This is a genomic window from Paenibacillus xylanexedens (genome assembly GCF_001908275.1).
Lineage (GTDB): Bacteria > Bacillota > Bacilli > Paenibacillales > Paenibacillaceae > Paenibacillus > Paenibacillus xylanexedens_A.
In genome coordinates, this window is record NZ_CP018620.1 from 3,021,442 (window position 1) to 3,038,498 (window position 17,057).

Sequence of the window (17,057 nt, forward strand, 5' to 3'; positions counted from 1 at the left end):
GTTAGAGTCCATGTCTTCTGTAATCCAAATATGTTCACATTTTGAGAGGAGAATGTTAGATGTCAACCAACACACAACAAAATCAAAAAACAATGCCAGCACAGCATCAGGATCAACGCCCCGGTATTGAATCGGAGATGCATCCCAGACCGGAATTTGAGAAGCCTGAATACAAGGCAGCAGGTAAACTGACGGGTAAGGTGGCCCTTATTACAGGGGGTGACAGCGGAATTGGACGTGCTGTTGCTGTTACGTATGCCAAGGAAGGCGCGGATGTCGCCATTGTATACCTGAGCGAGCACGAAGATGCCAAGGAAACGAAACGTCAGGTCGAACAAGAAGGACGCAAGTGCATCTTGATTGCAGGTGACATTGGTGATGATGCCTTTGCGAAGAAATCGGTTCAGCAGACAGTAGATGAACTGGGCAAACTGGACATTGTCGTGAATAACGCAGCAGAACAGCATCCACAGCAGAATCTGGAGGATATTACGCCAGAACAGCTGGAGCGTACATTCCGAACCAACATCTTCGGCATGTTCTATGTGACGCAGGCAGCCCTGCCACATCTGAAGAAGGGCAGTACGATTATTAATACAACCTCCATCACAGCCTATCGCGGAAGCCCAACCCTGCTTGACTATTCATCTACCAAAGGAGCAATCACTTCGTTCACTCGTTCGTTATCGATGAATGTGATTGAGAAGGGAATTCGTGTCAATGCCGTTGCACCAGGGCCGATCTGGACACCACTCATTCCATCCACATTTGATGAGAAAAAAGTAAGTGAGTTCGGCGCAACGCAGCCAATGAAGCGGCCAGGACAACCGGATGAACTGGCTCCCGCTTACGTATACCTTGCTTCGGATGACTCTTCGTATGTGAGCGGACAGGTGATGCATGTGAATGGTGGCGAAGTGGTGAACGGATAATACGTTAAGAACGTTTAGATTCAGGATAAGATTGATTATATAGAGAGACGTATCGCTTTCAGCATGGCTGAGCGGTGCGTCTTTTTTATATCAGGTGAATATGTATGTCAAAGATGCGGTTAGCACCTGTTTACAAAAGTCGGCATCTCTGTTGATACAACTATGATAATTTATTAATAGCCATGTCTGACTGGAAACTCCCTAATCTGTGATATGATAGATCGAGCAATTATACTCGGAGGGACCAGTCATATGAAAATGAGCAAACAGAATGCAGCACATTATATATGGGGTGCACAGTGCGATGATGAATCGGAGCGACGAAGAAGTGGAGTTTCTTGTGATTTCCAATCCGGGTACCCGTGGGGACCGAATTGAACTGGATTCAAAGTAGAGCAATTCATTAGATATTAATCTGATCATAAAGGAAGAGATAGATGAGACCGTTCCGAATTCGCCTTGCCATCATTATGATGGTGCTGATCGGCGTATCCGTCATTGTGGCTGGATATACGATGGGCAGAGTGTTTAAGACTACGCATATAGCCGCATTGGAGCAAACCATGGTGCGCGAGATTAATTTGCTCAAAGCAACTTTTCCATTCCATGATGCAAGTGATCCAACTTCGGAAGCCACACGAAAGTATTATTCCGATCGGGCGCTCGAACTGGATCGTCTGACGGATTCCCGGGTAACCTTCATCAATAAAGATGGCATGGTCATTGGAGATTCCGAGAGTGATCCGGCATCGATGGATAATCACTTGAACCGTGAGGAGATTAAGGGTGCCGTTGGAGATGGATACGGGCAATCCATACGTTACAGTGAGACATTGGGACAAGACATGCTGTATGTAGCACTACCTGTGAATTCGGATCAAAGTGACATGATTGAAATACCTAGCGGCAAATTTGATGGTTACATTCGTCTATCCATGAGTCTGCATGCGGTTGATCAGGGTCTTCAGCGTGGTTGGATGATTATGTTTGCTGCACTTGGGCTGCTGTTTCTAATTGTCGCGTTTGTCAGTTATCGGGTTGCACGTGGATTAACTTCCCCGATTGAGCATATTACAAAAGTGGCCCATCGGATCACCAAGCTGGAATACGATGCCAGAGTTGATGTAACGCGAAGAGATGAGATCGGACAGCTGGGGCTTGCGATAAACGGAATGGCAGACAGCTTGCAGTCCCAGCTGAAGACGATCCGTGACAATGAAGCGTTGTTACAGAGTGTCCTCGCAAACATGACCGGAGGCATTGTCATGATCGACGCAGGGCAATCCATTGCACTGGTCAATCGGGAAGCGGAGCGTATGCTTGGTATTCAGGCGGGAAAGGTTACGGGTAAGCCTTATACTGAATTCAAAAGACACTACGAATTAACACGTACCATTGAAGAGAGTGTTGCACTGAAAGAACGGATGCATGAAGAAGTAAGTGTGTTCAACCCGGAGGAAAAACTGATCCGTATTGATGGAGTACCGATGTCCGAAGATGATGGTGGATATCGAGGCATGTTGTTCCTGTTGCAGGACGTGACGGCGATTCGTCGATTGGAGTCAATGCGCAGTGAGTTTGTTGCAAATGTCTCTCATGAGCTCAAGACACCAGTCGCTGCGGTCAAAGGGTTTGCCGAAACATTGCTTAGCGGCGGGGTACAGGATAAGGAGACAGAGCGATCATTCCTGAAAATCATCTATGATGAAGGAGATCGACTTAACCGATTAATTGGGGATATTCTGGAGTTATCCAAAATTGAATCGAAACGCGCACCACTGCAATGCTCGCCTGTGCATGTACACTCTTTCTTCGAAATGGTGCTGGGCACCTTGTCCAAGGTGGCGGAGAAAAAGCAGATTCGTCTGGAAATGCATGTTCCGGAGGAACTGTACATTGAAGCGGATGAGGACAAGATGAAGCAGATATTCATCAATCTGTTATCCAATGGTATCAACTATACCCCGGATGGTGGACGAGTGAAGTTACAGGTGACGATGGATAACGATGATGAAGTGGTCTTTGCGGTGTCAGATACAGGCATTGGCATACCGAAAAAAGATTTGCCGCGAATCTTCGAGCGGTTCTATCGTGTTGATAAAGGCAGATCCCGTAATTCAGGGGGCACAGGCCTTGGACTTTCCATCGTTAAACATCTGGTGGAATTACATCATGGCAAATTGTCTGTAGAGAGTGAACTGGGCATGGGGACAACGTTCCGTGTGATCCTTCCATTCATTCAGGAAGAAGAGATGTAGGCGTCTGGTTAGGGCATGTCTCAAAATTCGCTGAAGTGCATCTTTTGCCGCCTTTTCGCCCCCTGCTGCGTCACTTTCCCTTGACGTGCCCCGGCACGCCTGCGGAAAACTTCCTGGCTTGGAACGAAAATTCGGAAAAATCTGCTTCCTTCAGAATTTTCAGACACGCCCTATCAAAATGTAAAAAGTGTGTATTGTTTTACACCGCGTTAACAAATTAGTGCTATGATAGAAAAAGTGTTGTGGCAACAGACAACCTATGAAGAGAGAAGGGGTATCATGGCACAGCGTTTACTAGTTATTGAAGATGAACCTACATTATCAAGATTACTCACGTATAACCTGACACAGGAAGGTTATGACGTTACGGCAGAGGATCACGGATCTGCAGGATATGATCGGGCCTTGTCCCAGGAATTTGATCTCATTTTGCTGGATTTGATGCTTCCGGGCATGAATGGTCTGGACATTCTGAGCAAGTTAAGAATACAGGGTGTTAGTACACCTGTTATCATTCTGACGGCCAAGAACGGTGAAGCCGAGGTTGTACAGGGACTGAAATCAGGTGCCGATGATTATATTACCAAACCGTTTGGTGTATCTGAGTTATTAGCCCGAGTGGATGCGGTATTAAGACGTTATTCCAATGGTGAAGATTTACCACAGCTTGAGGACAAGGATGGCTCACGAATTATTCTGGGAGAGCTGGAGATTTACCCTTTGAAATATGAAGTGACACTGGGTGGACAATCCATCAGTCTGCGTCCGAAAGAGTTCGAAGTACTTCTATATTTGGCTAAAAAGCCGGGTGTGGTACTGACAAGGGATGATCTGATGAACGCTGTGTGGGGCTTTGATTATATCGGAGGTCAACGAACGGTGGATGTTCACGTCAGTTCATTACGTAAAAAGCTGGAGTTGGACCCGGAATCGGTTCACATTGATTCCATTCGTGGTGTAGGTTATAAATTGGTTGTCAAAAGAAAAACTCCCCATCATTCAAGTTAGCAATGATCGGGGAGTTTTATTTTACGTTCATTTAACATAAAGGAAGATTTTTCTTTACGTAGAGGGAGTAGCATGGACTTATCTGAGTGATACTTTGTACCTACACAACCCACCTCAAGACGGAGGTATTACGTAAAGGAGATTGCGCATTTATGCCCATGTTGCTCGAAGTGAAACCTGACCAGCCTCATGTTGTTTTACATAATGAAGAAATAGTGACACCCGAACAGCAGCATCATGAAGTAACAGTGGTTGCTGAAGAACCTGTAATCCATTTACATGACTATTATCGTCAGGTACCTGTCGCGGGGGTCCATACGACCTGTGGAGAAGCTGCTGCGATGATGAATCAGGATAAGGAACACCCCTGTATTGTACTGTGTGATGAGCAGATGAAACCCACTGGATTGTTAATGCGAGAGACGTTATATCGGATGTTAAATGGCCGTTTTGCCGCAGATCTATTCTACCGTAAGCCGGTCATACAAGTAGTGAATACATCTCCGGTTATTGCAGATATTCATATGGAAGCCTCAACGATTATTGATATCGCACTTGGACGCGATGAACAGCATTTCTACGATTGTCTGCTGGTTACGGAACAAGGCAGACTGCTAGGTGTGCTGACGATGCGTGACGTAATGTCGCTATCTCGCAGATTGCAACAGGCTGTTACGGAAGAGCGCATACGTACAGTAACCGAGAGCAGACAGGAGATATCCAGAATCAATAATGCGGTCACCAAGCTGGTGAATGCAGCGAATCAGACCGTTCATGAGGCCCGTGAGATCATGGCATTGTCTAAGCAGGGCGAAGAGAGTTTGAAACACGTTGATGCTTCCTATAACCGGGTACATCAGCATATGGAGAGTCAAGGTCAACATGCGGATCACATGCTGAATTCGATCAAAACAGGTTCAGGCATGGCACATTCCATTCGCTCCCTGGCAGATCAAAGTGGTCTCCTCGCCCTGAATGCTTCCATCGAAGCAGCTCATGCCGGTGAATATGGACGAGGTTTTCAGATTGTTGCAGGCGAGATTCGAGCGCTCGCAAAACAGACCCGTGAGGTTGCGGGGAACATGTCTTCATTGCTAGAGAATATTGGTGGGTTGACCCTTCAGACTGTTGAACTGGTTAAGGCAAGCGGAGCGGAGATTGACGACAGTTCGGTACATGTCACCGCAGGGGGAGCAACGTTCCGACAACTGAATAGTGCGGTGAGAGATTTGTCTCGTATAGCAGAGGAGATCGCCATGGAAGGCGGGAAAGCTGGAGAAGTGGCAGAGCACATTCGTACGAAGCTGGATGAGATGGTTTCGAATAGTGAGTAATATAAAGTAGTCAATAAGGCAGACATCAGGAATCAGATTGATCCATCAAGCAGATCATGAAGGTTAAGGATGTCTTTTTTACATTCCGTTAACATGAAAGTGATACTGTTTTTACAATGAAAGGGTAGGATATTAAAGATGGCCGAGCAGCGATGAAAGATTATCAGTATCGGTCTCAACGTAAAGGGAGTTTTAGTGTCCCTGCAGCGAAGGAGAAGTGAACATCCATGAAGGACCTCATTCACATTGAAAATCTTAATTTATATTATGATACGCATCACGCACTTAAAAATATATCGATGGATCTGCCGGAAAAAACCGTTACTGCGTTCATTGGGCCGTCAGGTTGTGGTAAATCGACATTGCTTCGCACGTTAAACCGGATGAATGACATGATTCCGGGTGTTCGTGTGGAAGGACAGGTTATGCTGAATGGCTCTGACATTTACAGTAATGAGATTGAAGTGGAGACATTGCGCAAACGAGTTGGCATGGTGTTCCAACAACCGAATCCTTTTCCAAAATCCATATACGATAACGTGGCTTATGGACCGCGCTTGCACGGGGTAACCCAAAAGGCTGAACTGGATCAGTTGGTGGAACAAAGTCTTGTCCATGCTGCCCTATGGGATGAAGTGAAGGATGTATTGAAAAAGTCGGCACTTAGTTTGTCTGGCGGACAACAACAGCGTCTCTGTATTGCACGGGCGCTGGCTGTACAGCCTGACGTTCTGCTGATGGATGAAGCAACGTCTGCACTCGACCCGATCTCCACATTGAAGATTGAGGAGCTAGTGAAAGAATTGCATCACAAGTACACGATCGTTATGGTTACCCACAATATGCACCAGGCGGCACGGGTATCTGGACGCACGGTATTTTTCCTGAATGGTGAAGTGGTGGAGGCAGCTGATACGGAGACGTTATTCTCCACACCGCAAGATTCCCGGACCGAGGATTATATATCTGGAAGGTTCGGTTAAGCGAGCTGAATTGGAATGATCCCGGCATACCCGGAGATGATGGATAAGGAGGACATGAAATCTATGATTCGCAGAAAAGAATTTGATCAGGAGCTTGAAGAGCTGCGTACCTTGCTCAAACAAATGGGTGAACATGTAGGAGCAGCATTGGATGGTGCTATTGAGAGTTTACAAACGATGAACGCGGAGAAAGCTCAGGTCATCATCAAGAATGATGCGAATCTGAATGCCCTTGAAGACAAAATTATGGAACTTGGCTCCAAACTGATCATCACACAACAGCCGGTGGCAAAGGATCTCAGACGTATTATCGTGGCATTCAAAATCTCCAGTGATCTGGAGCGTATGGGAGATCTTGCGCTCGACGTGGCGAAGGTGACACTCCGGATGGATGGACAGAAGCTGATTAAACCTCTGGTAGATATCCCGCAAATGGCAGAAATCGTGAAATCCATGATTGATGAATCCATCGAATCTTTCCTGAAAGAAAACACAGACCTGGCCTATAAAATGGCTCAAACGGACGATCAGGTCGATCAACTGTACAGCCACATGATCAGTGATCTCTACACGTTAATGTCAGAGCATCCGAATCAGGCTTCTCAGGCTATGCTGCTGATGATGGTTGGACGTTACATTGAACGTATTGGTGATCATGCAACCAACATTGGTGAGAGCACGGTATACCTGGTGACAGGTAAACGTCCGGATCTGAATCAATAGGAAGAGCATTGCTTTGGAATTGGGGAATCAGTACTGATTGAGTAATGCAATCATATGAATGGAAAAGGACTTTCTCTCAGGTAGGCTGTGTACAGCTGTCTGCGGAGAAGGTTCTTTTTTGTGATTAAATGTGAAGTGAAAGAGGCTATTCTTTTTGATGTGACAGGTGGGTATGGTATCATGAGAGTAGATGTAATTTGAAGAGGTTGACCATATAATACGCGAGGTGCTGGAATGGACAAGTTTATTCTCATAGATGGAAATAGCATTATTTACAGGGCGTTTTTTGCAATGCCGCCTCTGACCAACTCGAAAGGTCTGCATACCAATGCGGTATATGGTTTCACTACGATGCTGCTGAGACTGCTTGAAGAGCATAAACCTACACATGTCATGGTTGCATTTGATGCAGGCAAAATCACGTTCCGCCACGAAGGGTATCAGGAATACAAGGGTGGACGGGAGAAAACACCACCAGAGTTGTCAGAGCAATTCCCTTTGCTCAAAGAACTGCTGAAAGGACTTGGCATCGCTCAGTTTGAGCTGGCTGGATTTGAAGCGGATGACATCATCGGAACGTTAACCAAACGGGCAGATGAAGCGGGCAGACAGGTGCTTGTTGTATCGGGTGACAAAGATATGCTGCAGCTCGCCTCCGAACATGTACATATCGGGCTGACGCGTAAAGGGGTAACCGATATTGAGCTGTATGATCCTGCTCAGATTAAGGAGCGTTATGGTCTGACGCCGCTGCAAATTATTGATCTCAAGGGTCTGATGGGCGATGCGTCCGATAACATTCCAGGGATTCCCGGGGTTGGAGAGAAGACAGCGTTAAAGCTGTTGCACCAGTTCGGATCGGTAGAGGATGTGCTGAACGGCACAAGTGAGCTGAAAGGCAAGATGAAGGAAAAGATTGAGGCACATGCCGAAGATGCCCGGATGAGCAAACAACTCGCGACGATTCACCGGGAAGTTCCGCTGGAGCAGACGTGGGAGGATATGCAATTCGCTGGATTAAAAGAAGAACAAGCTGGCCCTGCATTGGCGAAGCTGGAATTCAAATCCTTGCTCGAACGCCTGTCGTTCAGTGGCAGCATCGGTTCTGAACAGGAAGCGGTCCCTGCTGCCGAAGTGGAGTCTTCCATTGCAACAGAAGACAACATCAGTGAGCTGTTCAGTTCACTGGATTCCATTGATGTCCTCCACGTGGAGACACATGGGGATAACCCGCACCAAGCGAAATTGATTGGACTAGCTCTAGGTTCCGCTGGAACGTATACGTTCATATCTCCCGAATTGCTTCATTCCGAGGCTGCGGCTCCAGTGCGGGCATGGCTTGGTAATTCAGACCAGCCAAAGCGCGGGTATGATCTTCATCGTGTTGACCTGGCCCTGCATGCGCATGGCATTGAATTCGCTGGTGCGTCATTTGATGTACAACTGGCGGCCTATTTGCTTGATCCAACGGAATCCAACCAGACGATTAGTGGACTCACGACCAAGTACGGTCTGCCGTCGCTCGTAGAGGATGACACGGTTATGGGCAAAGGGGCCAAGTACAAGGTGCCGGAAGTAGAGATCTTGGGTGATTTCCTGTGCCGCAAAGCCGCTGCTGTCGCAGCCATTATTCCACTTCAGGAGCAGGTGCTGGAAACGGATGAGATGAATTCGTTGTTCCATGAACTGGAGATGCCGTTGTCACGCATATTGGCGGACATGGAGAAACAGGGCATCAAGGCCAATACGGCAGATCTACAGGCTTTGGGCAGTGAGTTTGAAGAACAGATCAGCAGGTTGATGGCTGAGATCTACAAGCTGTCAGGAACGGAATTTAATCTGAATTCACCAAAGCAACTGGGTGAGATTTTATTTGATAGACTGGGCTTGCCGGTGGTGAAGAAAACAAAAACGGGTTATTCCACAGATGCTGAAGTATTAGAGAAATTGGCTCCTTATAATGATGTGGTCAAGCATATTCTGCAATATCGTCAGCTTGCCAAGCTGCAATCCACTTATGTGGAAGGATTACTCAAAGAGATATCCAATCGGGATGGCAAGGTGCATACGTATTATCGTCAGACCATTGCTGCAACGGGACGACTTAGCAGTCAGTTCCCGAACTTGCAGAACATTCCGATTCGGATGGAGGAAGGTCGCAAAATTCGGAAGGTATTTGTTCCTTCCGAGCCCGGATGGTCCATTTTGGCAGCAGACTATTCCCAGATTGAACTGCGTGTACTGGCACATATTTCGGACGATGAGCGCTTGAAGGAAGCATTTGTTAATGATATGGATATTCATACAAAGACCGCTTCGGATGTATTTGGCGTGAATCCTGAGGATGTGGATGGGGATATGCGTCGTTCCGCCAAGGCAGTTAACTTTGGTATCGTGTATGGAATAAGTGATTATGGCTTATCACAGAACCTGCATATTACACGTAAAGAGGCTGCGCAGTTTATTGATCAGTATTTTGAAGTATTCCAGGGTGTCCGCCGATATATGGATGACATTGTGAAGGAAGCTCGCCAGGATGGTTACGTCAAAACGCTGTTGGAACGTCGTCGCTACCTGCCAGAGATTAATGCCAGTAACTTCAATCTGCGTTCCTTCGCAGAGCGTACGGCGATGAATACACCGATTCAGGGAACAGCGGCAGATATCATCAAGCTGGCCATGGTACAGATGGATGAAGCGCTGCGGGAACGCAAGTTGAAGAGCCGTATGTTGCTTCAGGTGCACGATGAGCTTGTATTCGAAGTGCCTGCGGATGAATTGGAACTGATGAAGGAATTAGTGCCTTCTGTCATGGAAAAAGCATTGGAACTGTCGGTTCCGCTGAAAGCCGAAGTCAGCTTTGGTGATAACTGGTACGAAGCGAAATAAATCAAGTGCTGCGCGGTTTTTCCGGTATTTTACAATAGGCCCTTCCATGTTTGAGATATAAGAAAAGGGTCCCGCTGAGCGCCATCTTCCGTTATAATATAGGGGAGGTGAGAACATCATGCCGGAATTACCGGAAGTCGAAACAGTCAGAAGAACATTGAATCAACTTATTGTGGGCAAAACGATTGATCATGTTACCGTTAGCTTGCCGCGGATTATTCAGCGGCCGGACGACATAGATGCATTTGCAATGGAACTCGCGGGACATACCGTCATTGGGGTGGAACGCCGGGGCAAGTTTTTACGTATTTTGCTGGACGGGCTGGTGCTTGTCTCCCATCTGCGGATGGAAGGAAGGTACGGTGTGTACGAGCAGCATGAAGATGTGGAGAAACATACACATGTGATCTTCCATTTTAATGATGGTACGGAATTGCGTTATAAGGACGTGCGTCAGTTCGGTACGATGCATCTGTTTAATGCAGGTGAGGAACTGGTGTCCAAACCTTTGCTGAAGCTGGGACTGGAGCCACTTGATCCAGCTTTTACGGTAACTGCATTCCGCGAGGCGGTTGGCAAGCGTACAACCAAAATCAAGGCTGTACTTTTAAATCAGGCATATGTGGTTGGTATCGGGAATATTTATGTGGACGAGGCTCTATTTCGCGCAGGTATCCATCCCGAGACCATCGCCAAGACACTGACCGAAGCTCAGTTAACGGTGCTCCATGAAGCGATTGTGGCTACGTTGCAAGATGCAGTGAATGCAGGTGGATCTTCCATCAAGTCCTATGTGAATGGACAGGGTGAGATGGGGATGTTCCAGCATCAACTGAAAATCTATGGACGCAAATCAGAACCTTGTACAACTTGTGGTACGTTAATTGAAAAAACGGTGGTTGGTGGCCGTGGCACGCATTTTTGTCCGAACTGTCAGCTGCTGTAACATGAACTGAATGAACGAAATGATGAAATCATAGCACCCTTGGATTCCTCCCTCCATATACTGATATGGCAGAAATAAGCGGGCGTATACCCATACTGGCATCTTCAGTTGGCACGAGTACCGCACAGAGGAGGAGTCCGGGGTGCTGCATCATTTTATTTCATTGCTGGCGCTTGCTTTGGCGCTTAGTTTAGATGGTTTTGGAGTCGGGATTACATATGGGTTACGGAGGACTAAGATTCCCCTGTTATCTATCGCTGTTATTTCGATCTGTTCGGGATTGGTTATTGCCTTGTCGATGCAAGTAGGTGTGTTGTTGTCCCATGTGGTGTCACCGGATATCGCTTCGATCGTAGGAGCCGTTATATTGATAGGTATTGGTGCATGGTCACTGTTGCAACTCATTCGAAAGCAAGGCAAAGAACAGCTGGAAACAGACACTGGAATGGGTGAGGCAGCAGAAGCAACGGTAACTGGAGTGGGAGAAGCACAAGAGAGACTGTCGGATTCAAAGGGCAGAAATCAGGTGCTTGCACTGGATCTGGAGCAGTCGGCTTCAAATGGATCACTGGAACGAATGGTATTTACACTGGAGCTGCGCAAGCTGGGCGTTGTCATTCAGATCCTTCGCAGTCCTTCCAAGGCGGATATGGATAACTCGGGGAGTATATCTGCTCAAGAAGCGATGTGGCTTGGTATTGCGCTGTCTCTGGATGCGTTTGGAGCAGGTTTGGGAGCGGCACTTCTGGGATTCCCTACACTATGGACAGCACTCATTATTGCACTGTTTAGTGGGGCGTTTCTGTCGCTCGGCATGAAGGTTGGCCTACGATTCTCAGCTCTGCGCTGGATGCGAAGACTGTCTGTATTGCCAGCGCTATTGTTAATGATTATGGGAATAATGAAGTTGTTATGAGGTGAAACGATGAATATAGGCTTAACCGGCGGGATCGCGACAGGCAAAAGCAGTGTTTCCGCCTATCTCGCCAGTAAGGGAGCGTTGCTCATCGATGCAGACGTTATTGCCCGGGAAGTTATGATGCCCGGGCATCCCGTGTTGGCCGCCGCTGTTAAGCGGTTTGGACAAGCCATACTGAACGAAGATGGAACACTGGATCGGAAAAAGCTTGGGAGTATTGTTTTTCAACAACCAGAGGAACGAAAGGCACTTGAGGCTATTACACATCCGGCGATCCGAAGAGAGATGCGCGAACGGGCTGCTGCATACGAATTGCAACATCCGGATAAACTTGTGGTGTCTGATATTCCTTTGCTCTACGAATCAGGTCTGGAGGACAGTTTCGAGGAAGTCATGGTAGTATATGTCCCGAGATCGGTGCAACGAGATCGCTTGATGAGTCGGGATGGAATGACTGCAGCACAGGCCGAGGCTCGAATGGATGTACAGATGGATATTGAGCGCAAAAAACAGCTGGCAGACATTGTCATCGATAACAGCGGCTTATGGCCTGCGACGGAACAGCAAATTGACTCATATCTACAGCGTAAGGGTTTGTTATGAGAATATTGCGTAAGAAACGTGTACTGCTGTTGATGTTTGTGTCCTTTGTACTGGTGTTATTTCTGAATACAAACTGGATGGCATGGTTCTATCCCATACATTATAAGGAAGAGATTCGTGCCCAATCTCAGAGTTATGAGGTTGATCCGTTTCTGATTGCTTCCATTATCAAGGTGGAGACTAATTTCAAGACAAGCAAGGAATCCAAACGAGGTGCCATTGGGCTCATGCAACTGATGCCGGATACGGCCAACTGGATACTGGAACAAGCCAAAATTCCCGACACTTCGCTGGAGGAATTGAAGCACAAGCCAGAACGAAATATTCAGTTAGGCACATGGTATCTGCGGAATCTGTCCGATCAATTCGATGGCAATGAAGCAGTTATGATCGCTGCCTATAATGCGGGACCAGGCAAAGTAAACAGTTGGCTTAGAGATGGTGTATGGGATGGCTCGTTCGATACGGTGAAAGATATTCCGTTTGGTGAGACGCGTCACTATGTACAAAGAGTCATTTACTATTATAATCAGTATGTAAAGATCTATAATACGTTCTAAGTATATAAGTAGAAGCACAGAGCAGGCCGGTTATTCACCGGCCGCTCCATGCTCCTCTGTGTAGCGTATTACGATGCAGATATTATTGGTATTGACCTGCCAATTGCTGTTCTGCAATTGTTACCAGACGCTTCGTGATGTATCCACCGATCGAACCGTTCTCGTAAGAAGTCATGTTACCTTGGTATCCGTCTTGTGGGATGCTGATTCCGAGTTCTTGAGCAACTTCATATTTCATTTGCTCGAGTGCTGCGGATGCTTTAGTTACCACCAGGTTGTTGGAGTTACCATTGCTTTGTGCCATTGCTGTTCACCTCCTCGTGAGTTGGTAAAAGTATTATGTCTCGGCAATGCATTTTTCATTACAAAATCAGTACAGGGAATATGTGGTAAAAAGTAAAACGTGGGAAGTGATCTGTTTTGAAGTGTCCTTATTGCGGTTATATGGGTACCAAAGTGCTTGATTCGCGTCCGGCCAACGAAGCAAAATCCATTCGTCGTCGCCGTGAGTGTGAGCAGTGTGCCCGAAGATTTACAACGTTTGAGATGATTGAGGAGACTCCACTGATTGTCATTAAGAAAGATGGCAGCCGGGAAGAGTTCAGCCGGGACAAAATTCTCCGCGGGCTTATTCGTGCCTGTGAGAAACGTCCAGTCTCCGTAGAGACCCTGGAGATGATGGTATCTGAAGTAGAGAAATCTCTGCGTAATACAGCCGATGCTGAAGTTGAGAGTCGTCAGATTGGTGAGCTGTTGATGGAACAGTTGTTTCCAGTCGATGAAGTGGCGTATGTCCGTTTTGCGTCGGTATACCGCCAGTTCAAAGATATCAATATGTTCATGAAAGAACTGAAATCCCTGTTGTCCAAAGACGATCTGGAGGATTAGTGAAGTTGGTAAAGGGAGAAGAGCAGTCTGGAGTTCCAGTCCGTGTGTACCAGAGAAATCGGTTGTTCTTCTCCAATCACTTTGGATCTTGAGAAAGTGATTGACAGCGAAAGCTGGATTTTATATGATATAGGAGTCGCCTGTGGAACGTAGCAGCGCTGGACAAGTTATCTATTTCATATCCTGGGGCCTTAGCTCAGCTGGGAGAGCGCATCGCTGGCAGCGATGAGGTCAGGGGTTCGATCCCCCTAGGCTCCATACTCGTAGAGAATCCGCTAATATAGCGGGTTTTTTCGTTTGTCTAGACGTTGACTGTTAACGTGGACAACTCGCAGATATGCGCTCCATGCATCGCAGATATACGCGCCTAATCCCTCGTTTTCTTACCGTACTTATTATCGAAGGAGACGGTGTGGAATGGATAAACGTAAAGGAAGAACAATTAAGAGTGAGCGCACATCAACACGCTTACAACATTCGTTAGACTATTTGTTCGATTATTACTACCAGGCGAAGAAGTCGGAAGGTCGAGCGGAGAATACGCTAAAGACATACGTACAAAATTACAATTACTTCTGCGAATTTCTGGACGAGCGTACGATCATTCGTGACATCCGGAATATCAACGTTGAAGTAGGGCGTGATTACATAATTTGGTTACGCGATGAAAAGCGGAGATTTAGTGATAACTGTAACGTTCCGGAATCTGTTCGCACTGTGGGACTGCTTCCGAAATCAATTAACACGCGCATTAAGAATATGAAGACGATGTTTAAGTTTCTAAAAGAAGAGGAAGTAATTGAGCAGACCCGTTTACGTATTTAAAGAACGTACAGGACATTGGGAAGGATATTGACGTGCTGACCGCGGAAGAGATGAGCGACCTTCTCAAAGCGCCAAACCAACGCAAGTACAGCGACTTTCGAGATTTCGTTGTAATAAATCTCCTAATTGACGGGATGTTACGCGTAGACGAGGCGTTAACATTACGAAAGACTGACGTTGACTTCACCGCATGTTGTGCAACTTTACGGCGAGAAGTGACCAGGACGCGTAAGCCACGAATTGTACCGATCACAAAACGAACTGCTAAGCTGATGCAAGAGTTAATCCGCGAGTCAACGGAGTTTGGTAGTGACTATATATTTCTTAATAATTATGGGGAACGTTTGGTTCCGAATCACTTCCGTCACCAATTAAAGAAATATGCGGATAGGGCGGGAATTGAGAAACGTGTATATCCACATTTACTGAGGCATTCAGGGGCAACGCTCTTCTTAGAGGAAGGCGGTTCACAACGTCATTTGCAAGTGATTTTTGGTCACGCGGACGGACGTATGACGGCCCACTACACCCACCTCTAAGATAAGAACGTTAAAAAGAATCACGATGAGTTTTCCCCTCTGAACGCTGTTATTGGGAAACTGGAAAAGCCGCGCAAGACGAACCGACAGTCTAAGTGACCCACCAGGCGAGCAAGTGAAGAATAAAAGAGGCGCAGTTCTCGCGGGTAAAAGTTCCGTTGAGGGCTGCGTTTTTTTTGTCGTTTCTATATAGTAATATTTTCCTATGCATAGTAGAATAGAACTACGAAAATACAGGGGAGAAGGTACATAATGGACGAATTAACTTTATCAGAAAGCAAACCCAAGCCGCGGCTTAACGTATTATCTGCGATAGCATTAGGAATATCGGTTATAGCCGTCTCTGCATCCATTTATCTAGTTGCTCAGAATTCAGAACTATCAAGCAAGACAGATAATCTTTCCGAACAGATTGTGTCACTCTCGAAAAAGAATGATGAATTACAAAAAACTGCAGACGCGCAAGCAGTTATTAATGGGGAACAAGAGACGTATCGAAAACTAACTTACTTAACGGCGATGGCCCATGATATCGAGGACGGAATTGTTACGGATGATTTCGTTGTAAATAAAGTTAGGTTCAGTTGGGGAGATGACGGTAATTTAAGCGATGTTGTTATTGACGTCGAGAACCAGCCTTCCCTCGCATTATCGTACAAAAGTAAGGGAGCTTACGAACTGTCTGATCGTGAATTACGCGTTAAATCTGACGCAATCATCAAAGCAGTGAGCGAATACTATACTAAGTCCCCTAACGCGCCAGCCTGGAACGATTCCACTTTCGTACAGCTCACGGTTCAAAATTATAACATCGGTGAGTCGACGGGCGGAACGTTTAAGCTCGTAGGTGAGACGAAGTAATAGGCGTAAGAGGTCCCGCGCAGCACGATTCCGCCGCAGCTTCGGAATAGGCTGCGCCCGGGTCTTGGGTATGTTTACGTTAAGTGTCATATTTGAGTCAAAAGAACTAATAAGGTAGTGCTTAATGTATAGTTTCGTGTTAATATATGGGAGGAATTCAATAAGAAAGGACGTTAACTGAATTGAAAAGGATAGCATTGTTAGTTTTATTTTGTTTGAGTCTAGTTGCCTGCTCTAATCAAAATGAGATTGGAAGACAACAGAATGAAAAGTCAAAGCCGATCTTTAAAGTAAAGGCAGAGTATAGTTCAGACATTGGAGGGGAGTTTGCTAAAAGTTTTATGGACTTCCACACTCACGGCTGGCTATTTAAAGACCTAGGCTACTTTAAAGAGGCGGAGTATTCGGATTCTGAGGATCTGCAATTATTTAATCTACTGGATAAGATTAATTACTCTCATGCGATCGCCAGTACACCTGTTGAATTAGAAATGTTAGATTTAATGGAAAGCTATTATTCTATTGTGACCGAACTGAAAGGGACTAAGTTGGAACACGAGAGAGCTATTGAATATGAAGCAATTGGAGTTCAAGATAAGAAAGAATATCTCAATTTTGAAGAGATAGGCACTACATTGGAAACAGAGGGTATGGGAATTCTTGAGAAGTTTAAAGATTACATAGAGTACACAGATTGATATTGAAAGTTTACATAATATTTTTAGAGCGAAATTGACTGTAGCCTGTATCAGGACTGCGGTCTTTTTTTATTTGGCTGCGGGATTGAGT

At 46.2% G+C, this 17,057-nt stretch carries 18 protein-coding genes and 1 tRNA gene; 18 read left to right on the forward strand and 1 reads right to left on the reverse strand.

What is annotated here, in order from left to right:
* The first annotated feature begins 59 nt into the window (after window positions 1-59).
* The 12 genes from BS614_RS13550 (at window position 60) to BS614_RS13600 (ending at window position 13,155) form a co-directional block, all read left to right on the forward strand.
* Window positions 60-932 (forward strand): SDR family oxidoreductase, encoded by an 873-nt coding sequence (locus BS614_RS13550; protein WP_047842322.1) that lies wholly within the window; start codon window positions 60-62, stop codon window positions 930-932.
* 271 nt (window positions 933-1,203) lie between these two features.
* Window positions 1,204-1,326: a hypothetical protein gene (locus tag BS614_RS32380; protein ID WP_280523087.1), complete on the forward strand. Its 123-nt coding sequence runs from the start codon at window positions 1,204-1,206 to the stop codon at window positions 1,324-1,326.
* Window positions 1,327-1,369: 43 nt separating this feature from the next.
* Entirely contained in the window at window positions 1,370-3,190 is a 1,821-nt protein-coding gene (gene pnpS, locus BS614_RS13555) for a two-component system histidine kinase PnpS (RefSeq protein WP_074094383.1), read from the forward strand.
* 279 nt (window positions 3,191-3,469) lie between these two features.
* Entirely contained in the window at window positions 3,470-4,198 is a 729-nt protein-coding gene (locus tag BS614_RS13560; RefSeq protein ID WP_036609823.1) for a response regulator transcription factor, read from the forward strand.
* A gap of 152 nt (window positions 4,199-4,350) precedes the next feature.
* On the forward strand, window positions 4,351-5,532 hold the full coding sequence (locus BS614_RS13565) for a methyl-accepting chemotaxis protein (protein ID WP_074094384.1): 1,182 nt from the start codon (window positions 4,351-4,353) through the stop codon (window positions 5,530-5,532).
* A gap of 227 nt (window positions 5,533-5,759) precedes the next feature.
* Window positions 5,760-6,515 (forward strand): phosphate ABC transporter ATP-binding protein PstB, encoded by a 756-nt coding sequence (gene pstB, locus BS614_RS13570; RefSeq protein WP_036609821.1) that lies wholly within the window; start codon window positions 5,760-5,762, stop codon window positions 6,513-6,515.
* A gap of 63 nt (window positions 6,516-6,578) precedes the next feature.
* The gene (gene phoU / locus BS614_RS13575; protein WP_036609819.1) at window positions 6,579-7,238 is read left to right on the forward strand and encodes a phosphate signaling complex protein PhoU; all 660 of its coding nucleotides are present in this window, start codon (window positions 6,579-6,581) and stop codon (window positions 7,236-7,238) included.
* 234 nt (window positions 7,239-7,472) lie between these two features.
* Window positions 7,473-10,127, forward strand: a complete 2,655-nt coding sequence (gene polA / locus BS614_RS13580; RefSeq protein WP_074094385.1) for a DNA polymerase I — start codon at window positions 7,473-7,475, stop codon at window positions 10,125-10,127.
* Window positions 10,128-10,245: 118 nt separating this feature from the next.
* On the forward strand, window positions 10,246-11,073 hold the full coding sequence (gene mutM / locus BS614_RS13585; RefSeq protein WP_036669994.1) for a DNA-formamidopyrimidine glycosylase: 828 nt from the start codon (window positions 10,246-10,248) through the stop codon (window positions 11,071-11,073).
* 142 nt (window positions 11,074-11,215) lie between these two features.
* A complete protein-coding gene (locus tag BS614_RS13590; RefSeq protein WP_244898316.1) occupies window positions 11,216-11,989 on the forward strand; it encodes a manganese efflux pump in 774 nt (257 codons plus the stop codon).
* Between the two features lie 9 nt (window positions 11,990-11,998).
* Entirely contained in the window at window positions 11,999-12,595 is a 597-nt protein-coding gene (gene coaE / locus BS614_RS13595; RefSeq protein ID WP_074094387.1) for a dephospho-CoA kinase, read from the forward strand.
* Complete coding sequence (locus BS614_RS13600; protein WP_074094388.1) at window positions 12,592-13,155, forward strand: lytic transglycosylase domain-containing protein; 564 nt, start codon at window positions 12,592-12,594, stop codon at window positions 13,153-13,155. The genes coaE and BS614_RS13600 overlap by 4 nt, the downstream gene beginning before the upstream one ends.
* An 82-nt stretch (window positions 13,156-13,237) precedes the next feature.
* Here the strand turns inward: BS614_RS13600 and BS614_RS13605 are convergent, their stop codons facing one another.
* Entirely contained in the window at window positions 13,238-13,459 is a 222-nt protein-coding gene (locus tag BS614_RS13605) for an alpha/beta-type small acid-soluble spore protein (RefSeq protein ID WP_017689472.1), read from the reverse strand.
* Window positions 13,460-13,575: 116 nt separating this feature from the next.
* On the opposite strand from BS614_RS13605, the gene nrdR reads away from it, so the two are divergent.
* The 6 genes from nrdR to BS614_RS13630 all read left to right on the forward strand — a co-directional run bounded on the left by nrdR (window position 13,576) and on the right by BS614_RS13630 (window position 16,966).
* Window positions 13,576-14,043 (forward strand): transcriptional regulator NrdR, encoded by a 468-nt coding sequence (gene nrdR / locus BS614_RS13610; RefSeq protein ID WP_036609807.1) that lies wholly within the window; start codon window positions 13,576-13,578, stop codon window positions 14,041-14,043.
* A 185-nt stretch (window positions 14,044-14,228) separates the two neighbouring features.
* Window positions 14,229-14,301: transfer RNA gene (locus tag BS614_RS13615), tRNA-Ala, on the forward strand.
* A 159-nt stretch (window positions 14,302-14,460) separates the two neighbouring features.
* Window positions 14,461-14,868: a site-specific integrase gene (locus tag BS614_RS31120; RefSeq protein ID WP_084174519.1), complete on the forward strand. Its 408-nt coding sequence runs from the start codon at window positions 14,461-14,463 to the stop codon at window positions 14,866-14,868.
* Window positions 14,869-14,900: 32 nt separating this feature from the next.
* Window positions 14,901-15,407, forward strand: coding sequence for a tyrosine-type recombinase/integrase (locus tag BS614_RS31125; protein WP_084174521.1), 507 nt, complete (start codon window positions 14,901-14,903; stop codon window positions 15,405-15,407).
* A gap of 252 nt (window positions 15,408-15,659) precedes the next feature.
* Window positions 15,660-16,268, forward strand: a complete 609-nt coding sequence (locus BS614_RS13625; RefSeq protein ID WP_074094389.1) for a hypothetical protein — start codon at window positions 15,660-15,662, stop codon at window positions 16,266-16,268.
* Between the two features lie 182 nt (window positions 16,269-16,450).
* Window positions 16,451-16,966: a hypothetical protein gene (locus BS614_RS13630; protein ID WP_074094390.1), complete on the forward strand. Its 516-nt coding sequence runs from the start codon at window positions 16,451-16,453 to the stop codon at window positions 16,964-16,966.
* Window positions 16,967-17,057 lie beyond the last annotated feature (91 nt).

Bases quoted from the DNA above. Each gene is read 5' to 3' on its own strand.
- phoU (WP_036609819.1), top strand. From the start codon at position 6,579: ATGATTCGCAGAAAAGAATTTGATCAGGAGCTTGAAGAGCTGCGTACC.
- BS614_RS13560 (WP_036609823.1), top strand. From the start codon at position 3,470: ATGGCACAGCGTTTACTAGTTATTGAAGATGAACCTACATTATCAAGA.
- BS614_RS13625 (WP_074094389.1), top strand. From the start codon at position 15,660: ATGGACGAATTAACTTTATCAGAAAGCAAACCCAAGCCGCGGCTTAAC.
- coaE (WP_074094387.1), top strand. From the start codon at position 11,999: ATGAATATAGGCTTAACCGGCGGGATCGCGACAGGCAAAAGCAGTGTT.
- BS614_RS31120 (WP_084174519.1), top strand. From the start codon at position 14,461: ATGGATAAACGTAAAGGAAGAACAATTAAGAGTGAGCGCACATCAACA.
- BS614_RS13600 (WP_074094388.1), top strand. From the start codon at position 12,592: ATGAGAATATTGCGTAAGAAACGTGTACTGCTGTTGATGTTTGTGTCC.
- pnpS (WP_074094383.1), top strand. From the start codon at position 1,370: ATGAGACCGTTCCGAATTCGCCTTGCCATCATTATGATGGTGCTGATC.
- BS614_RS13550 (WP_047842322.1), top strand. From the start codon at position 60: ATGTCAACCAACACACAACAAAATCAAAAAACAATGCCAGCACAGCAT.
- pstB (WP_036609821.1), top strand. From the start codon at position 5,760: ATGAAGGACCTCATTCACATTGAAAATCTTAATTTATATTATGATACG.
- BS614_RS13565 (WP_074094384.1), top strand. From the start codon at position 4,351: ATGCCCATGTTGCTCGAAGTGAAACCTGACCAGCCTCATGTTGTTTTA.
- BS614_RS32380 (WP_280523087.1), top strand. From the start codon at position 1,204: ATGCAGCACATTATATATGGGGTGCACAGTGCGATGATGAATCGGAGC.
- mutM (WP_036669994.1), top strand. From the start codon at position 10,246: ATGCCGGAATTACCGGAAGTCGAAACAGTCAGAAGAACATTGAATCAA.
- BS614_RS13605 (WP_017689472.1), bottom strand. From the start codon at position 13,459: ATGGCACAAAGCAATGGTAACTCCAACAACCTGGTGGTAACTAAAGCA.
- polA (WP_074094385.1), top strand. From the start codon at position 7,473: ATGGACAAGTTTATTCTCATAGATGGAAATAGCATTATTTACAGGGCG.